Raw genomic sequence first — 18,777 nt, 5'->3', positions numbered from 1 at the left:
GAATTAAACCAGAATTTTAATTAAAACTGGTGCGGCTTTAAATTTTGGATAACGGTAGCTTTTTTCTAGTTAATTCTTCAGAACAAACACTTGACAAAAATGTCATCTGTGTTGTTAGAAGAACTGCTTGTAGTCAATATCTACTACGCAAGCGGCGAAAATTTAGTTACCTTCCGCAAAACATTCTCCGGCATTCTGTTGAGCATTTATGACTGCTCTTAACATTTTGTAATATTCTTTTTCAGATTTAGCGAAAGTTAAAGATTCTGAAAGGAATGTTACGAAAGATTACGGCGTTACCGTCAATAGTCACGACTAAACAGTGCTGAATGATGGCTGAGTTATCAGTATTCAGCACTGAATTAGGTCAAGAGTTCAACACCTTGAACTCTTGACCTGTAACTATGAAAGATTAAGAGTTAACTGCGCTCAACGATTAAAAGCGTGCGTAAGGCACTACATCTTCACCGAAGAAGCGAGCATACTCTGCACTATTAACAATGGCTTCAACAGCAGCTCTCAAACCCCGGCTAGCTAACAGCTTGTTGTACTCGCTGATTTCGCCTGGAGTTTCTGGTGCGCGTCCCAACAGGTGACGGCAGAGGAACTCAATTACTTTAGCACTGGGGTAAGGAGTGTAGAAGCGATCGCAATAGATATCAGAACTAGCTAGTTCGCACACAAACTCCCGCACGGAGATTTCTCCAGCTTGCAGTTTGCTCTCTAATGCAGTTAAGCGGTAATTAGCAGGGATCTCATTGCTAAATACATCCAATACCTGAGAGTAAATAGCATTGATTACCGATTGCGCTTCCGCTTGGTTTGCACCTTGGCTCAAACGATAAATGCGTGCAGGCTTGGAACGGTTGCTAGCTACAGTAACTTCACCCAATTGTCCCTGAACGCTGCTAGAAGAACGACCCAAATCAGTATATGAACTGCCATTAGATGATGAACCAGCCAAAGCTAGGCGTGGTTGTACAGGCTTAAAGCTAGGTACTACCAAATCATCATTTTGCTTAGTCAGCTGGTTGTACAGCTTTTCAGTATTCGGGAAGTTAGCCGCAGGTAGAGTTGGGAAGCGACGATAAGGTACTGTATCTTCACCAAATACTTCGCCATATTCTGCACTATTTACCAAAGCACCAATAAAGGCGCGAATCCCCTGAGTAGCCAAAATTTGGTTATACTTGCGGATTTCTGCCTGATTTAAAGGTGCGCGGCCTAAGAAGTGCTTAGTTCCTAATTCAATTACCTTGGTGTTGGGGTAAGGAGTGTAGAACTCTTTGATGTACAGGCTAGAGTAACCTAAACCTTCAATGAATTCTTTAACAGTAATTTCCCCGTTGCTGAGTTTGCTTTCTAAAGCTGAAAATTCGTTTTTCGCAATATAAGGTGCAACATCCCGTTCAAAAATCTGACGGTAAGCAGCACTAATCAACGTTTGCACAGCAGCTTTATCGTTGATATTTGCCACTTGCTTGAAGATTTTGGTTTGTTCCCGTTGCTTGCTAACACCTTGGTTGATGCGGAACTGAATATCTGGTTCTGTCCGGTTATCCTTAACTGTACCCAAGGTGACAAACAGTGGTGTTTCTTGCTTCTGGACTTTACCACCTACATCTTCACGGATACTGCCAACGCGCAGTTTTCTGGATGCAACACCAGCCGGAGTCAGGTAGCGTTCGTAAGGTACTGTGTCCTCACCAAATGCTTCACTGTATTCTACGCTGTTGATAATCGTATCTACTACAGCATAAAAGCCTTGTTTCGCAGCGATGTCAAAATATTTGTTAATTTCTTGACGACCGTAGGTAGGACGACCTAACAAGCGACGGTGAATGTATTCAATCGCTTTACAAACATACAGCGAAGTCCAGTAGGTTTTGCGGAATACATCCGACTTAGCCAAAGCACGGATAAATTCCCGAACAGAAATTTGTCCGTTTTCTAGCTTAATTTCTTGGACTGTTAAGCGCTGACCTTCGTAAACATCACGACCGAAAACTTGTAGGTATGCAGCTTTGATTACCTTTTGGGTAGAGCTTTCGGAGAACTTAATGCTTGCACCTTTGGCAGCTTTTTTACCAATTGTGCCTGGCAGTTGATCCAACCGGAAGACTTTAGGCCCTAAGCTACCAGGAAACTCACCTCTAGCACCAGGATTGCTAACTTGGCTATTAATTCCCGGACCTTGGTTAATTAATATCCGCTTGGTATCCTTGCTAAAAGGCGCAGGACTGGTACTGGGATTGCGGGTTTCTTTCGGGAAAATCGCGCCAAATTGGATTTCTAATGGGTCGTTACCAGAACCATAGGGATGCTGATCTGGTAATGGGCGATCGTAAGCAGCGAATGTTGTAATAAACTGAGGTACTTTGCGGAAAGGCGCACTGTAGTTAAACAGGTCTTGTTGTGGCCCCCAGTTACGACATTCTTGAGCCTCTTGACCCAAACCACGCAGGTAAGGTACTGTCTCTTCACCAAAATAGTCGCTATATTCTTGTGAATCAACCAAAGCATCTACTAAAGCAGGTAGACCACCATTAGAAATAATCGCGAAGTATTTTTGTACTTCTTCACGACTACTTGGCCCCCGTCCCAAAATGTGACGGAAAGCCAATTCGATTACACGGCTGTTAATAAAAGGCTGGTAAAACTGTTTTTGGTAAAGGGGAGATTTGGTAAGCCGGCGGACAAACTCTTTCATGGAGATGTCGCCGTTCTTCACCTTAGATTCTATGTCAGAGATAGATAAGCTATAAGCACGGGTGATGTCGCGCTCAAAGATTTGCCGATAAGCAGCTTTCACTACCTCATTCTTTTCACTGGCTGATAACCCAGGCTTCATCACAAACTTGGGACGCCGTTCTGCCGCTTCAAAGTAGATTTGTGGCAGTTGTAAGCCTTGCTGGTCAATCGAAGGACGTTGACGCACTTTATTGGAAGGTGTTGCGGCTTTAAATTCTGTCAGCAACACATCCATGTACTGAGACACAATCTCAGTCGCTTTAGCATCTTGGCGGAAAAATGAAAGTGATGCTGCTTTGATTTCTTGTAAAGCCACAATTGTTGCTTCACCAGAACAAGCATTTTCAATAATTTCCCGCAAACCCCTGGTATTCACCACAATGATACTGGGGTCGCCTGCCACGATCGCGTATGTAGCATAGCGCAAGAACCAGGATAAGTCCCGCAAGCTCTTAGCCATATTGCTAGGGCCATAACGAGCCACGTTAATCGGTCTAAAACCTGGAGGGGTTGGGCCGCTAGGAGAACTGTTAAAGATAGAGCGTAAATTTTCAAAAAATCCACCCCGACTTTCCACATAGGTAACAGTACCTAGTTTCATGCCTTCTTGAACATCCCCGCTAGCAGCACCAACTGTAGCTAGTTCTGCTACTCTTGGCTTCTCTAAAAAAGACATTGGCGAGCCACCAACAAAAATTCTGTTGGCTGCCCGAGATACAATAATCTCGGAATTTTCCGTGAGCGTCTGGGCAATCTCTAAACGCTTTGCACCAGATGCAAAATAGCTTGCCAGTTCATTTAGTTCACCAGTCCCCAAAAAGCGGTCTTGCTGTTCCGCTTGGGAAATTGTTGCTACTGCTAGGGTTTGATATAGTTGCGGACGCGCAACCGAGCTTCCACCACTTGCCTTAACACTCATCGGATTTTTAAAACTCCCATCATAATCATTTATGTGTTAAGTCTGGGTCGCTTTGAGGCTTGACACATCGGTGTAGTCATGCCTTAAGAGTACCGCCTTCAAAACTGCCAGTAAATTAACCCAGTCAGCTTTTAGATTAGAACGTTTTGCGGCTTCCCTGTTGATTTATTAAGAAGTATGTAGAATCTGACGTATCCAGACGCTAAGTTCCAGAGCTAATACTCTTGCTTCCCTGAGATTTAGACTAAGTTTTGTATCAATTCTTGATCAAAACCTACACAAATATTTTCGCAGTCAATGGTCATTAGTCAATGGTCAATGGTCATTTGTCATTGGTTATTTGCTTTCTTGGCTACTCAATGGATTTAGCGATCCTTTCTTATACGCAAGCTATAATGTTTTTATTGACACATAAATTAAAATTTAAATACTATGTTCAAGAGTCACATCTTTTTCTTAAAGCTTTCTCTGGCTGTATCTACTTTGGCTGTAAGTCTTTCCCTGGCTCCTGCTCATGCTTTACCAGGACAAAATATTCGTACTGTTGTCAATTGGGTCAAGACTAAAGCCATGTTACCAGCGCTTAAATATAACAGCGAATCGCATGGTTATGATGGCACCAAAGGTAAATTGTATTTTTATGCTGATGTTACTTCTCAGAATGGGACAGTAACGAAAGAGGGAATCACAATCAGTGGTGACTCTAGCCTGAAATTTACACAGAAAAATAGTAAAGCAGTAAAATTAATTCAAAATATTTATAATTCCAGCATTGCTAACGATTATCAAAAGTCTCGTAATGTAATTAAGGTTGGTCGAGACCTTTTCTCTCGCGGTCAAAAATATGCATATATTACTGCTGAAGTGCAAGGTGGTTCTGCATTTCAGATAATTTCCTTAAGCAGTCTTCAAGATGCAATAAATAATGCTAAATATTGCCAAACCAATCAATGCGATATTTAGCATTATTTAATTTGTGAATTTATTTGTAGAGATAGGCAACAGCTAAGACGCCAATAACTTGAGTAGTTAAGTGGCAAACTACATCTGGTAAACTCAATTTTGCCGCCAAAATTACTTGTTATGTCCGACGCCCAAACTGTTAGCGCTGCTGTTGCTCAACTTTACAACACTTACCCCTTTCCTCCAGAACCACTGTTAGATGAACCACCTCCAGGTTATAACTGGCGCTGGAATTGGCTCGCTGCTTACAATTTTTGTACTGGTCAAAAACCGCAAAAGCAAGACATCCGCATTTTAGATGCTGGTTGTGGTACTGGGGTGGGTACAGAATATTTAGTTCACCTCAATCCCCAAGCTTCGGTTGTTGGTATCGATTTGAGTGCTGGTGCTTTAGCTGTAGCTAAAGAACGTTGTCAGCGTTCCAAAGCCGATCGCGTTGAGTTTCATCACCTCAGCTTGTTTGATGTGGAACAGCTACCAGGTGAGTTTGATTTAATTAATTGCGTTGGTGTATTACACCATACTTCTGACCCAATTCGCGGGATTCAAGCCTTAGCGAAGAAGCTAGCACCAGGCGGCTTAATGCACATTTTTGTCTATGGTGAGTTGGGACGCTGGGAAATTCAACTCATGCAAAAAGCGATCGCTCTCCTTCAAGGTGACAAACGTGGCGATTATCGCGATGGCGTACAAGTTGGACGGCAATTATTCTCTTCTTTACCAGAAAATAACCGGATTGTCAAGCGCGAAAAAGAGCGCTGGTCAATGGAAAATCATCGGGATGAAAACTTTGCTGATATGTACGTTCATCCCCAAGAGATTGATTACAATATTGAGACTCTGTTTGAATTAATTGATGCTTCTGGTTTAGAGTTTATTGGCTTCTCTAATCCTGGTTTTTGGCAATTAGACAGACTTTTAGCCAAAGCACCAGAGTTAATTGAAAGAGCCAATCAGTTGAGCGAGCGCCAAATTTACCGTTTAATTGAATTACTCGATCCAGAAGTTAGCCATTACGAATTTTTTCTTGGGCGTCCCCCAATTACCAAAGCCGATTGGTCAGATGATAACACCCTATTACAAGCGATTCCCGAACTGAATCCTTGTATAGAGGGTTTTCCCAGCCAAAGTATTTTTAACTACGATTACCAAATAGTTAAGCTATCGTTAGCAGAATTGGAATTCCTGCAACGCTTGAATGGTAATTATACAGTGACAGAAATATTAGCTGATGTGCAGATAAATTTGGATGATGTCAGAAAATTGGTGAAACAACAGTTGATTTTGTTAACACCAGCTTAATTTCGCTACTGAAATTCCTGTATTGTTCTTATGCTCCGGTCGTTTGCAACGTTCCGGATTTTTTTTGCTCGCAAAATATATATTGATGCAAACTTTAACAAAAATTACTTTCATATAAAGATTTCCTAAAAGCTACTCTTTTTGCATCAGTATCCAAAATTCATAAGATACATTGTTTACAACCTCACGTCAGAGGTTGTACTTAAATAATCGTACTGTAGTCATTCAGAGAATTTGCGGATGAAATTAACTAAACATGTGAGTGTTGCTGCTGCAAGCCTAGCCTTAACTGTTGCGGCTGTGAATGCTAAACCTGCTGAAGCAGCGAGCATCAAGTTCCTGGGACAGGAAGCGGGTAACCTTAATAAATACAATTACGGTGTATTTGCTGACTCACCTAATGAAAAGCTGGGAGGCTTGAGTAGTCTGACATTGTCTCAATTATCCGGTGTAACTGGAGTAAATGCATCACCAGCCTTTGCTGTGGTACAAAATACAATAGATACGGTCTTTTTATTACTTGGTAGTTCCCAGACTGCATCAGCAAACAACGAATTTACAAACTTGAGATTTTCTGTACTCAGTTCATTTACCAAACCTGGGCCAGTACGTTTCGCAGTCGTTAACAGCATTAATGCGAGTGGGATAGTGAATGGGGATACCACTGGGCCAGTTAATGTTCCCGAACCCATGACAGTTGGTGGCTCCTTGCTAGCTGTAGGCTTTGCTGCATGGATGAAGCGGAAAAAAGCAGAATTAGCTGCCAAAGCCTAATTAATCAACCATAACCACTGTTAACTAGTTAGTTAAACGGGGTGCAAAAACCATTGTGACTATAATAAGAACCTTATGCCCCAGAGATTGCCTGTGCCTCTCTTGGGGCATTCATATTGTTTTGTTTGGAATCTGGTAGTATAGCTGTATCGCCCACCCTCTGAATTAACAACCTCAAAACTTAGATTTCTTTTGCTAGTTAGCCCCTCATGGGAAAAACCCACAACCACAACATGAAAATCGCTCTTCCCTAGTCCCTAGCCCCTAACCCCTAATTTCAAGACAGGCGATCGCTCACAAAATTTCTGGGAACTCTGAAGTTAGACTAGCTAAAAATCCTCATCAACTTAACTAGCCTCTACTCACTACACCCACTACAATTGGGAGTTTTACGTATTCACACTGATGACATTACCGAATAGTAACTTAGCCCAGTATTGGGGAAACTCTCAATAGACTGTAACCTTGCATTTAGAGCTTTCTCAATCTCTTCACCTCACTAACTTGGGGAGTTGCTGTTTGCTGAAAAGAAGTTAATTGTTTTTTTCTAAAGTATTGTTACCAGATCGTGATATGATTCAGCTGACTGGATGTGCAGTCATCATCCTTAGCTGTACTGGTTTCGAGTCTCGTGAGCTTGTCAGACGAATCAACTGCATCGACTCCAACAACAACACAAAATGCTCAATCTGGTTCCGAGGACGAAGAACGAGTAAACTCTATGGAGGAGTTCTATCAACTCTACCAGAAGTTGTTGGTAATCACACTTGTCATAACAGGGATTGTTTTTATCTCTGTGTGGATTTTTTATTCACTGAACATTGCTCTGAATTATTTGATTGGGGCGTGTACAGGTGTGGTTTACTTAAAAATGCTGGCCAAAGACGTTGAGCGACTCGGTGGTGAGAAAAAGCGTCTGAGTAAAAGTCGTTTTGCTCTATTTATTGGGTTGATTGTATTAGCAACTCAATGGCATGAGCTAAAGATATTGCCCATATTCTTGGGATTTCTAACTTACAAAGCCACGCTCCTCGTCTACACCGTGCAAACTGCGTTTCTTCCTGATTCTTAACAAGTCAGGCTCACAAAGAAAATACTCCCATCCTCGCTCGTTGGGGAAAATGCTTGAAGAATGCAAATGCTTAGTGTCTTAAACGCCTTTAATACATTTCCCCTCGCCTCGTTAGAAGTAGGTCATCATTTCTACTGGCAGCTGGGAAATCTGAAAATTCATGGGCAAGTTTTTCTCACCTCATGGTTTGTGATTGGCCTGCTAGTAATAGCTTCACTAGCTGCTACTCGCAATGCCCAAAGAATTCCTCGTGGCATCCAAAACTTAATGGAATATGCCCTAGAATTTATTCGGGATCTAGCAAAAAACCAACTTGGTGAGAAAGAGTACCGCCCTTGGGTGCCATTCCTGGGTACCTTGTTCTTGTTTATCTTCGTATCGAACTGGTCAGGCGCTCTCATCCCTTGGAAACTAATCAAGTTACCATCCGGTGAATTAGCAGCTCCCACCAATGACATCAATACGACCGTAGCATTGGCATTGCTGACTTCTTTGGCGTATTTTTATGCCGGTTTTAGCAAGCGGGGTTTGGGCTACTTTAAAAAGTATATTGAGCCAACGCCTGTCCTGTTGCCGATCGCGATCCTAGAAGATTTCACCAAGCCCCTCTCCCTAAGCTTCCGTCTATTCGGGAATATATTGGCGGATGAATTGGTTGTAGCGGTGCTGGTTCTGCTTGTTCCTCTATTTATACCTCTGCCTGTAATGGCTTTGGGCTTATTTACCAGTGCCATTCAAGCCCTGGTATTTGCTACCCTAGCTGGGGCATATATTCACGAGGCCTTAGAGGGACATGGTGGAGATGAGCATGAGGAGCATCACTAAAGCTTCTCAGTAGATAAGCACAGTTCCGACGAGCCTAGATGCTCAAAATATCGCCCAGCGCGATTTGTGAGAACTTGGTGCAGCGTGGAAACCACGTCTTTACTAGTTAACCTACTTTTGTTAGTTCTGTACTTCAAGCAAGGAAAATCATCATGGATCCATTAGTTTCTGCTGCTTCAGTTCTGGCTGCTGCTCTCGCAATTGGTTTAGCTGCAATTGGCCCTGGTATCGGTCAAGGTAATGCTGCAGGTCAAGCAGTAGAAGGTATCGCCCGTCAACCCGAAGCAGAAGGCAAAATTCGGGGTACCCTACTTTTAACCTTGGCGTTCATGGAATCCCTAACCATTTACGGTCTGGTAATCGCTCTAGTATTACTATTTGCTAACCCCTTTGCCTAAGACCTAAAAGTTTTATGATTGTAGAGACGTGAATCTTCACATCTCTACAATTAAAATCTTTTGGGTATTAAATCGTTCTGATGTAAGTTACCCTTGTTGGCTAAGGGTTCCTAAAATATAAACGGTTGGATGTTATTGCTAGCCATGAAAACTGCTACTCCAGCCAAAGAGGAGAGAAATGTTTGATTTCGATGCTACTTTGCCATTAATGGCATTGCAGTTCCTGTTGTTAGCAGCTTTGTTGAATGTAATTTTCTATAAGCCACTGACCAAGGTGCTGGACGATCGCGATAATTACATCCGAACGAATACCCTTGAAGCCAAAGAACGCTTGGCTAAAGCCGAACGCTTAACCCAGGAATACGAGCAGCAGCTAGCAGACGCTCGCAGGCAGTCGCAAGCTACTATCGAATCTGCTCAGTTGGAAGCTAAGAAAATTACTGCCCAAAAAATCGCTGAGGCGCAACAGGAAGCTCAACAAGAAAGAGAACGCGCTGCTATTGAAATAGAGCAACAAAAACAACGAGCTTTTAGCGAGTTAGAACAACAAGTTGATGCTCTAAGCAGACAAATTCTAGAAAAACTATTAGGGCCGACTCTCGCTAGATAAGCGACAGTATAGGTTCTGTGAAAGCATACGCGCAAATGGGCACTTCACCCACAGCGCTTAATTAAGTGTCAGCAAAAGGCACTTTTTTCCTTCGGGAAGTTAAGCCACTTAATTTGCCTTCGGGGTTAAGTAACTTTATTTCCCTGCGGCATTAAGTAACTTTATTTCCCTGCGGGAAAATACAACGTATTAGCAAGCAGCGCACTTGTAGATGGGTAACATGGGCACATTCTTATTACTTGCCACAGAACACTCTGAATTAGCAGAAGGCGCAGCAGAAGGTGGTTTCGGTCTAAACCTAGACATACTAGAAACCAATCTCATTAACCTAGCGATTCTGATTGGCATATTATTCTACTTCGGACGTAAAGTTTTAAGCAATATCCTGAACGAGCGACGGTCAAAAATTGAAACCGCAGTTCGGGAAGCAGAAAAACGCCAAAAAGAGGCGCAAACAGCTTTATCTCAGGCGCAAGAGCAGTTAACTCAAGCTCAGGCAGAAGCACAACGCATCCGCCAAGCTGCCGAAGAAAGCGCTCAAGCTGCGAAAGACGCTGTATTGGCAAAAGCAGCACAAGATGTGGAACGCTTAAAACAAACAGCAGCAGCAGATTTGAATACAGAAAGAGAGCGAGCGCTAGCCGAATTACGGCAGCGTGTAGCTGCATTGGCATTGCAAAAAGTCGAGTCAGAACTGCGGGCTGGTATTGCTGACGATGTTCAACAAACAATAATTGACCGCAGTATCGCGCAGGTGGGAGGACGCTGATGAAAAGTAATGTAGAAACAGCCGAAGTCGCCCAACCTTACGCCCAGGCTTTGATGTCAATTGCTAAATCCCAGAATCTGACAGAAGAATTTGGTGAAGATGCGCGGGCTTTGTTGAATTTGTTGAAAAATTCAGCACCACTGCAAAACTTAATTGACAACCCGTTTATTAAGCCGGATCAGAAAAAAGCAGTCATTACTCAAATCTTGGGTGATGGCGCAAATCCCTACTTACGCAAATTTTTGCAGCTGCTAGTAGACAAGCGGCGGATTTTCTTCTTGGAGCAGATTTTACAGCAGTATTTAACGTTGTTGCGCGAGCTGAATCAAACCGTATTAGCGGAAGTAACTTCAGCCGTTCCCCTCACAGAAGCTCAACAACAAGCTGTAAAAGAAAAGGTTCTTTCCATCACTAATGCTCGCCAAGTAGAACTGGAAATCAACACCGACCGCGACTTAATTGGTGGTTTGATCATTAAAGTCGGCTCGCAGGTAATTGACGCTAGTTTACGAGGTCAGTTGCGCCGCCTTTCTTTGCGCTTAAGCAGTTCATAGAAATTCAGTAGTTTCGGTGAACCGATTACTCTGTTCCGTCTCCCAAAAAAAAAGTTAGACACATGAGCATTTCAATCAGACCTGACGAAATTAGTAGCATTATTCAACAGCAAATCGAGCAATACGACCAAGATGTCAAAGTTGCTAACGTCGGTACCGTGCTGCAAGTCGGTGACGGTATTGCCCGGATCTATGGTCTGGAAAAGGCTATGGCTGGGGAGCTATTAGAATTTGAAGACGGTACAGTTGGCATCGCCCAAAACTTAGAAGAAGACAACGTGGGTGCGGTGTTAATGGGTGAAGGTCGGGAAATTCAAGAAGGTAGCTCTGTTACCGCTACCGGCAGAATTGCCCAAGTACCCGTAGGGGAAGCCTTGATTGGACGAGTGGTTGACGCCTTAGGTCGTCCCATCGATGGTAAGGGAGATATCAAGTCTTCAGAAAGCCGTTTGATTGAATCTCCAGCACCTGGTATTATTGCTCGTCGTTCTGTACACGAACCGATGCAAACCGGGATTACAGCTATCGACTCCATGATTCCCATCGGTCGCGGTCAGCGCGAGTTAATCATTGGTGACCGTCAAACCGGAAAAACAGCGATCGCCATTGACACCATCATCAACCAAAAAGGTGAAGATGTAGTTTGTGTATACGTTGCTGTCGGTCAAAAAGCTTCCACCGTTGCTAACGTTGTTCAAACACTGCAAGATAAAGGCGCAATGGACTACACCGTAGTCGTCGCCGCTAACGCCAGTGACCCTGCAACCCTACAATTCCTCGCTCCCTACACCGGAGCCACCATTGCTGAGTACTTCATGTACAAAGGCAAAGCTACTCTCGTAATCTACGACGACCTTTCCAAGCAAGCCCAAGCTTATCGCCAAATGTCCTTGCTGCTACGTCGTCCACCAGGACGGGAAGCTTACCCCGGAGACGTATTCTACATTCACTCTCGCTTGTTAGAAAGAGCAGCGAAACTGAGTGATGAATTGGGTAAAGGTAGCATGACTGCTCTACCCATCATCGAAACCCAAGCAGGTGACGTATCCGCATACATCCCCACCAACGTAATTTCCATTACCGACGGTCAGATATTCTTGTCTTCTGACTTGTTCAACGCTGGTATCCGTCCGGCTGTAAACCCCGGTATCTCCGTATCCCGTGTAGGTTCTGCGGCACAAACCAAGGCAATGAAAAAAGTTGCCGGTAAGATTAAATTGGAACTAGCGCAATTTGACGACCTGCAAGCCTTCGCGCAATTTGCTTCTGACTTAGATAAAGCTACCCAAGACCAGTTGGCACGCGGTCAGCGCTTACGGGAACTCCTGAAGCAGCCCCAAAATGACCCACTGTCTGTATACGAGCAAGTAGCAGTTCTCTATGCGGGTATCAACGGTTATTTAGATGATATCCCAGTAGAAAAAGTTACCAGCTTTACCAGAGGTCTCCGCGATTACTTAAAGACAGGCAAACCTCAGTACGCTGAAGCAGTGAAATCTTCTAAAGCGCTAGGTGACTCTGAAGAAGCTGCTTTGAAGGAAGCGCTAACCGAATTCAAAAAGACCTTCAAGGCGACAGTGTAATTAGTCATTGGTCAACGGTCAAGAGTCAACAGTCAACAAACTCTGGACTCTTGACTTTGGACTATTGACTATTGACTATTGACTCAGAAACTCAAGAATATGCCTAATCTTAAAGCAATACGCGATCGCATTCAGTCGGTCAAAAACACCAAAAAAATCACAGAAGCCATGCGGCTGGTAGCGGCGGCGAGAGTACGCCGGGCGCAAGAGCAAGTATTAGCTACCCGTCCTTTTGCTGATAAACTAGCGCAAGTTTTATACGGTTTGCAAACCCGGCTGCGGTTTGAAGAAGCCAACTTACCCCTGTTGAAAAAGCGGGAAGTTAAAACAGTAGGGCTGTTGGTTATCGCAGGCGATCGCGGTTTGTGTGGCGGTTACAATAGTAACGTCATCCGTCGCGCTGAAAACCGCGTTAAGGAACTGCAAGCCGAAGGTATAGATTACAAATTTGTGTTGGTAGGACGCAAGTCAATCCAATACTTCCAACGTCGTAATCAACCTATTGATGCTACCTACAGCGGCCTAGAACAAATTCCTACCGCAGCCGAAGCTAACAAAATCGCTGACGAGTTGTTGTCTTTGTTCTTGTCGGAAAGTGTAGACCGGATTGAATTAATCTACACCCGATTTGTCTCCTTGGTTAGTTCTCGTCCAGTTGTCCAAACCTTGCTACCTTTAGATGCTCAAGGTTTAGAAGCAGCAGATGACGAAATCTTCCGACTGACAACCCGTGGCGGTCAATTTCAAGTAGAACGCCAAAAAGTTACTACTGAAGTTCGTCCTTTGTCTCGCGATATGATTTTTGAACAAGATCCAGTACAAATTCTGGATTCTTTGTTGCCTTTATATCTTAGCAACCAGCTATTACGGGCGTTGCAAGAATCAGCAGCTAGCGAACTAGCAGCACGGATGACTGCGATGAACAACGCCAGTGACAACGCCGGTGAATTGATCAGAACCCTATCTTTGTCTTACAACAAAGCTCGACAAGCTGCAATTACCCAAGAACTTCTAGAAGTTGTGGGTGGTGCGGAAGCGTTAACTTAGGGACTTGTCAATTGTTGATTTCTCATAAATAGCCAATTGCTAGTTGTTTTAGGTTAGCAGTTGGCTATTTTGAGTTTTAGGGTAAAGCTGTGTCTTGTAGATTTTGCGTGAAAGCTGTCATTGGTCATTGGTCATTGGTTATTTGTCAGCGATGTACTGAAGCTATGCCGAAGTGTTGTCATTTGTCATTGGACTATTGACTGTTGACTATTGACTATTGACTATTGACTGTTGACTGTTGACTATTGACTCCGGACAAATTTTTTTGTCTGCACACACAATTTAAAATCCGCGTATTATAATTGAAGAATGAACACAAGGGGCTTTCATGGTTTCGACAGGTTGGCGAACGCTGCTCTGTGATTCAGGTCGAGAGTGAGTCTCCTCTCGCAAATCAAAGGCTCAAAACAAAAGTAAATGCGAATAACATCGTAAAATTTGCTCGCCGGGAAGCTCTAGTAGCTGCCTAAACGCCTCTTATAGGTTCGAGCGTCTTTAGTCCGACTCCGTTAAGGGCTAGAGACCAACCCCAACGGATGCTCTAGCAAGTGTTCTCTGGTTGGCTTGCTAGCTAAGACTTAATCAGAGCATCCTACGTTCGGGATAATGAACGATTCCCGCCTTGAGGGTCAGATAGGCTAAACCTGTGAATGAGCGGGGGGTTAATACCCAGGCTGGACATGGGTTCGATTCCCATAAGCTCCATATTTACATAAACTCCATATCCACCTGATAATTTTATATCTAGGTGGATTTTGTTTTTGAAGTTATTTATATTCCAATACAGTTCAGTTAGTGCCAAAAACCTGTAAATGCGTAGGTTGGGCTTACCGTGTGTAAACCCAACAAACCCTCGGAAATGTTGGGTTTCGTTCCTCAACCCAACCTACTGGTCTGTCCCATTAATTTTGAGGGGTAAAAAACGAACCGCGAAGACGCGAAGTGCGCGAAGGAAGAGAAAAGAAGAAGAAACTTACCCTACATAATTAATGAGACAAAGCACTACTAGCGCGTCTAGTCTAATTTGTTGGGTTCAAAAAATGGAAATGCCATTATTGCGGAATAATATCATTAATCAACCAAACATTTTCAGGTTGCCGCGTTACTACAATTATTCTTAACTGAACCGTATTGATCTATATTCAAGTATTACTGGGTTTTAATTTACTTGGTGATTATACGGTTTTTTCCACTAGTAAGGATAGATTAAATTTAACTTAATAATTTAAAAAAACTGTATCTAAACTTGGGCAACAATACTAAGCTTCAAGAGTAGTTAATCAAATTAAGGTAATTATATGTCTAGCGACCAAACTGCTAAATCAATGGCATCACAAATTGCTCTATCATCCTCAAAAATGGCTTTAGGAGCATTTGAGAATTACATTAAAGAAAAACTTAATGAGAACACAGAGAGTCAGAAAAACACGAACTCGAAGCCCAAGGGAAATCTCAATGAACCCAAATCCTTCTAAAATTCTGCGGTTATTTGCTGAATTGCAGGATTGTTTATACCACGGGGACACCGTAAAAAACGCAATTACTCAGATATGCAGGCATACAAGAGACGAAAGTATTATTAAAACTTGCCAAGTTATTGCTGAAGTTTTAGAAATAGAGTTTGAGATTAATTTTGCTCAGGCTAACACCGATTGGCATTTTCAAGCAGTTCACACGTTGCAAAACCATCATAAATGGGTAATGCAAAAATATACAGAAATCGAAAAATGTATAAATAAGTATAATTCAAAGTGGTCAGATCCTTTATTGAAAATTATCGATACTCAATTAGCAAGACTATCGCAGTTAATCATACTTCTAGATAGAGAGCCTGATATCTGTGACAATCAAGGTAATGTAATACGTCCCAACGATTTAGTTGTGTACCCATGTAAAGATGAACAAGGTAGAGATTATGACCACTACGGTGTTGTAAGAGCTACTGCAAACGGTTACAGAGTTGCACACTTTTTTACAGGTAAGACGGTGAAACCGGAAGGGAAAATTGTCAGTGTAGGAATTGGATATGTTCATTTTACTGCCTACACACCAGACTGGTTGTTTAAAGAACGTCCTGAAAAAGAACATCCTCAAAAAGCTTCAGATATCGAAATAGAGGCGCGTATTCAGAAATCAAGAGAAAAAATCCTCTATGCAAAAGATTCTTTGTGGAATTTACTGCATTATAACTGCGAACATTGGGCTAGAGAAATGGTATATAACGAGCCGATTTCTACTCAATCTGAAAGGATAAAAGCAAGAACTTAAGGCTAAAAATTGAAAGTAGCAGAGATAAAAGGAGTGATCGCACTTACTCCCTTTGCATTGTTCCTGATGCTTAACGAACATTGAAGGAGTGTATAATCAGTATTCAAGCGGAGGAATAAAGCTTGAAATTGATATTAGTAGCGCCTGATTCATCATTAGCAGCAGCATTTCAAGAACATTTTTATTATTTGCCTAATGTTGAAATCGTTAATGACTACTTTGAGTGGTTACCGAACTATGACTGTTTAGTTAGCCCTGGTAATTCATTTGGGATGAGTGAGGCTGCTAGACAGATGGCGTTAGCCTACGATCATTTTCTTTACCCACCGAAGCATCTTAACTGTTTTGTTGCAGCTTCTAGACAACTTTTGATTTGGGAAGGAAGTTGTTAAGCCGCACATCAATATATTCTAGAGGGTATGGCAGTGCCATGCCCAACAATATTGGGGGTTTTGGCGTAAGTCCGGTTTGGATAGCGATCGCACTTGCTATTATCCAAATATCAGTTTTTTTCTGTTCGTATTCGCCATCAAAGCTTTTGGAGACGACTTCTCAGGCTAAGATAGGAACAGTACTTGCCTCTTCCCATAGGATATAACTTAAGCGTTCCCCTTTTTCTATAAAACGTTCTATTCCTAAGCTGAGAAATGCATCTGGTAGTCATGGCGGTTGTAATGGTGCATAATAAATGCCCATATCGACACCAAAAAACCAGTCAGCAAAGTCATTTTATGCTAAAGCTAAAATCTCTGCTAGTGAATTAGGGATGAGGTTTTGCAGTTCGTTATTCACTGGGGTGTCATCAGAGTGGGGAAGTTCTGCTGCGGATGGCAGACAGTCAAGGGGGTTGTACTGTACCATGACAGTCTTGAGTTAGAGTAGGTGGCTATATTTTAAGGTTAAAATAATCAAGCTCCTGAGAATATGTACCTTTCAACAGTCACATTACGCCTGTCACAGATAACATTTATATATGAACGCTACACAAGAAAAACTAAAACATCAATTTGCACAGGCCTTGGTGGCTGCGTTTGGCGCTGATTATGCTGGAGTAGATCCGATTTTGGTGACTGCTAGCAATCCGAAGTTTGGAGATTATCAGGCGAATGTGGCTTTATCTTTGAGTAAAAGATTAGGAAAGCAACCAAGGCAAATTGCAACTGCGATCGCGGATAATCTAGATGTGTCAGAAATCTGCGAACCGCCAGAGATTGCTGGGCCTGGGTTTATCAATCTCAAGCTGAAACCCACATACTTGGAAGCACAAATCAATGCAATTCACGCAGATTCGCGCTTAGGTATTCCTACTGCAAAAACACCACAGCGCGAAATTGTTGATTTTTCTAGTCCGAATATTGCGAAGGAAATGCATGTTGGGCATCTACGTTCTACTATCATTGGTGATAGTATTGCCCGGATTTTGGAATTTCTCGGACATGATGTTTTGCGGTTAAATCATGTGGGTGATTGGGGTACTCAATTTGGGATGTTAATCGCCTATCTCAGAGAAGTTTACCCCGAAGCTTTAACTACTGCAAATGCTTTAGATATTGGCGATTTAGTTAGCTTTTACCGCAAAGCTAAACAACGCTTTGATGCAGATGAAGCATTTCAAGAAACTGCCAGACAAGAAGTTGTCAAATTACAAGCTGGTGCGGAAGATACAATCCATGCTTGGAAATTGCTGTGCGCACAATCAAGACATGAATTTCAAGTAATTTATGATTTACTCGATGTTGATGTCAAAGAACGTGGCGAATCTTTTTATAATCCTTTATTACCAGGAATTGTTGAAGATTTAGAAAAATCTGGATTACTGGTAGAAAACCAAGGCGCAAAATGTGTATTTGTCGAAGGATTTACCAACAGAGAAGGTGAACCTTTACCATTGATTGTCCAAAAATCTGATGGTGGTTATAACTACGCGACAACAGATTTAGCCGCCTTACGTTACCGGATTCAAAAAGATGAAGCGAAGCGGATAATTTATGTCACAGATGCTGGACAATCAAACCACTTTTCCCAATTTTTTCAAGTAGCACGTAAAGCCGGATGGATTCCCGATGATGTGGAATTAATTCATGTTCCTTTTGGTTTGGTGCTAGGGGAAGATGGGAAGAAATTTAAAACTCGTTCTGGAGATACTGTTAGGTTACGGGATTTGTTAGATGAAGCAATTTCTCGGACTCGGACAGATTTAGAAGCGAGATTAAAGGAAGAACAACGGGAAGAAACTGAAGAGTTTATTAATAATGTTGCTGAGGTAATTGGAATTAGTGCAGTTAAATATGCTGACTTAAGCCAAAATCGCACCAGTAACTACATTTTTAGTTACGACAAAATGCTGGATCTCAAAGGTAATACGGCTCCTTATATGCTGTATGCTTATGCAAGGGTTCAAGGAATTAGTCGTAAGGGTGAGATTAACTTTGAAGAGTTGGGAAATAATGCCAAAGTTATTTTAGAACATGAAACAGAATTAGCATTGGCAAAATATTTATTGCAACTCGATGAAGTGATTAATACTGTAGAACAAGACTTAATGCCGAATCGGTTGTGTGAGTATTTGTATGAACTGAGTAAAAAGTTTAATCAGTTTTACGATCGCAATCAAGGGGTTCAGGTTTTGGGTGCAGAGGAACCTTGGCGAACATCGCGGTTAGTTCTGTGCAATTTAACGGCGAGAACGTTAAAGTTAGGTTTATCACTGTTGGGAATTCAGGTGTTAGAAAGAATTTAGTTAAGTCAACAGTCAATAGTCAACAGTCAACAGTCAACAGTCACCAGTATTATATTTTGAGCTTTGGTGACAGGTATTGTCTTGTTGTACTAGGGTTTTGTGTTTGATTGATTGAAAACTCAATTTATATTTTTAGAAAAAAGTTCTACATAAATATGTGGAACTTTTTTCTTGTTTATTGAAGAAATTTTTCGTAATACTA

Annotated in this window: 15 protein-coding genes, 1 other RNA gene and 2 pseudogenes; 16 read left to right on the top strand and 2 right to left on the bottom strand. The window is 42.2% G+C overall.

Features of this window, described 5'->3' with window-relative positions; genetic code table 11:
• Positions 1–439: 439 nt before the first annotated feature.
• Positions 440–3,670, bottom strand: a pseudogene (locus AACW45_RS22265) (phycobilisome rod-core linker polypeptide); the annotation flags it as partial.
• 432 nt (positions 3,671–4,102) lie between these two features.
• On the opposite strand from AACW45_RS22265, the gene AACW45_RS22260 reads away from it, so the two are divergent.
• The 15 genes from AACW45_RS22260 (at position 4,103) to AACW45_RS22190 (ending at position 16,227) form a co-directional block, all read left to right on the top strand.
• On the top strand, positions 4,103–4,633 hold the full coding sequence (locus tag AACW45_RS22260; protein WP_190634866.1) for a hypothetical protein: 531 nt from the start codon (positions 4,103–4,105) through the stop codon (positions 4,631–4,633).
• Between the two features lie 120 nt (positions 4,634–4,753).
• Complete coding sequence (locus AACW45_RS22255) at positions 4,754–5,935, top strand: class I SAM-dependent methyltransferase (RefSeq protein ID WP_190634864.1); 1,182 nt, start codon at positions 4,754–4,756, stop codon at positions 5,933–5,935.
• 240 nt (positions 5,936–6,175) lie between these two features.
• Positions 6,176–6,709 (top strand): PEP-CTERM sorting domain-containing protein, encoded by a 534-nt coding sequence (locus tag AACW45_RS22250; RefSeq protein ID WP_190634862.1) that lies wholly within the window; start codon positions 6,176–6,178, stop codon positions 6,707–6,709.
• A gap of 631 nt (positions 6,710–7,340) precedes the next feature.
• The gene (locus AACW45_RS22245) at positions 7,341–7,781 is read left to right on the top strand and encodes an ATP synthase subunit I (RefSeq protein WP_190546691.1); all 441 of its coding nucleotides are present in this window, start codon (positions 7,341–7,343) and stop codon (positions 7,779–7,781) included.
• 60 nt (positions 7,782–7,841) lie between these two features.
• Positions 7,842–8,606 (top strand): F0F1 ATP synthase subunit A, encoded by a 765-nt coding sequence (gene atpB, locus AACW45_RS22240; protein WP_190546689.1) that lies wholly within the window; start codon positions 7,842–7,844, stop codon positions 8,604–8,606.
• A 152-nt stretch (positions 8,607–8,758) separates the two neighbouring features.
• Positions 8,759–9,004 carry an ATP synthase F0 subunit C gene (atpE, locus tag AACW45_RS22235; RefSeq protein WP_015112744.1) on the top strand — a complete coding sequence of 82 codons (246 nt, stop codon included), beginning with the start codon at positions 8,759–8,761 and terminating at the stop codon, positions 9,002–9,004.
• 178 nt (positions 9,005–9,182) lie between these two features.
• Positions 9,183–9,614: a F0F1 ATP synthase subunit B' gene (locus AACW45_RS22230; protein ID WP_190634860.1), complete on the top strand. Its 432-nt coding sequence runs from the start codon at positions 9,183–9,185 to the stop codon at positions 9,612–9,614.
• 211 nt (positions 9,615–9,825) lie between these two features.
• Positions 9,826–10,383, top strand: coding sequence for a F0F1 ATP synthase subunit B (locus tag AACW45_RS22225; protein WP_190546686.1), 558 nt, complete (start codon positions 9,826–9,828; stop codon positions 10,381–10,383).
• On the top strand, positions 10,383–10,937 hold the full coding sequence (atpH, locus tag AACW45_RS22220) for an ATP synthase F1 subunit delta (protein WP_096644096.1): 555 nt from the start codon (positions 10,383–10,385) through the stop codon (positions 10,935–10,937). Before AACW45_RS22225 ends, atpH begins: the two co-directional genes overlap by 1 nt.
• 62 nt (positions 10,938–10,999) lie before the next feature.
• The gene (gene atpA / locus AACW45_RS22215; RefSeq protein WP_190634857.1) at positions 11,000–12,520 is read left to right on the top strand and encodes a F0F1 ATP synthase subunit alpha; all 1,521 of its coding nucleotides are present in this window, start codon (positions 11,000–11,002) and stop codon (positions 12,518–12,520) included.
• A gap of 99 nt (positions 12,521–12,619) precedes the next feature.
• Positions 12,620–13,567, top strand: coding sequence for a F0F1 ATP synthase subunit gamma (locus AACW45_RS22210; protein ID WP_096644098.1), 948 nt, complete (start codon positions 12,620–12,622; stop codon positions 13,565–13,567).
• A gap of 319 nt (positions 13,568–13,886) precedes the next feature.
• Positions 13,887–14,275, top strand: a transfer-messenger RNA (tmRNA) gene (ssrA, locus tag AACW45_RS22205).
• Between the two features lie 590 nt (positions 14,276–14,865).
• A complete protein-coding gene (locus AACW45_RS22200; protein WP_190634856.1) occupies positions 14,866–15,042 on the top strand; it encodes a hypothetical protein in 177 nt (58 codons plus the stop codon).
• Entirely contained in the window at positions 15,023–15,835 is an 813-nt protein-coding gene (locus AACW45_RS22195) for a hypothetical protein (RefSeq protein ID WP_190634854.1), read from the top strand. The genes AACW45_RS22200 and AACW45_RS22195 overlap by 20 nt, the downstream gene beginning before the upstream one ends.
• Before the next feature lie 122 nt (positions 15,836–15,957).
• Positions 15,958–16,227: a hypothetical protein gene (locus tag AACW45_RS22190; protein ID WP_190634853.1), complete on the top strand. Its 270-nt coding sequence runs from the start codon at positions 15,958–15,960 to the stop codon at positions 16,225–16,227.
• Between the two features lie 163 nt (positions 16,228–16,390).
• Here AACW45_RS22190 and AACW45_RS22185 read toward each other — a convergent pair.
• A pseudogene (locus AACW45_RS22185) lies at positions 16,391–16,696 on the bottom strand (Uma2 family endonuclease); the annotation flags it as partial.
• A gap of 112 nt (positions 16,697–16,808) precedes the next feature.
• Here AACW45_RS22185 and argS point away from each other — a divergent pair.
• Complete coding sequence (gene argS / locus AACW45_RS22180; protein ID WP_190634851.1) at positions 16,809–18,575, top strand: arginine--tRNA ligase; 1,767 nt, start codon at positions 16,809–16,811, stop codon at positions 18,573–18,575.
• Positions 18,576–18,777: the final 202 nt, after the last annotated feature.

The sequence above is a fragment of the Calothrix sp. FACHB-168 genome, from assembly GCF_963889195.1.
In the GTDB taxonomy this organism is placed as follows: domain Bacteria; phylum Cyanobacteriota; class Cyanobacteriia; order Cyanobacteriales; family Nostocaceae; genus Aulosira; species Aulosira anomala_A.
Note: the sequence above shows the minus strand (reverse complement) of the source record. Positions and strands in the feature narration are given on the sequence as shown.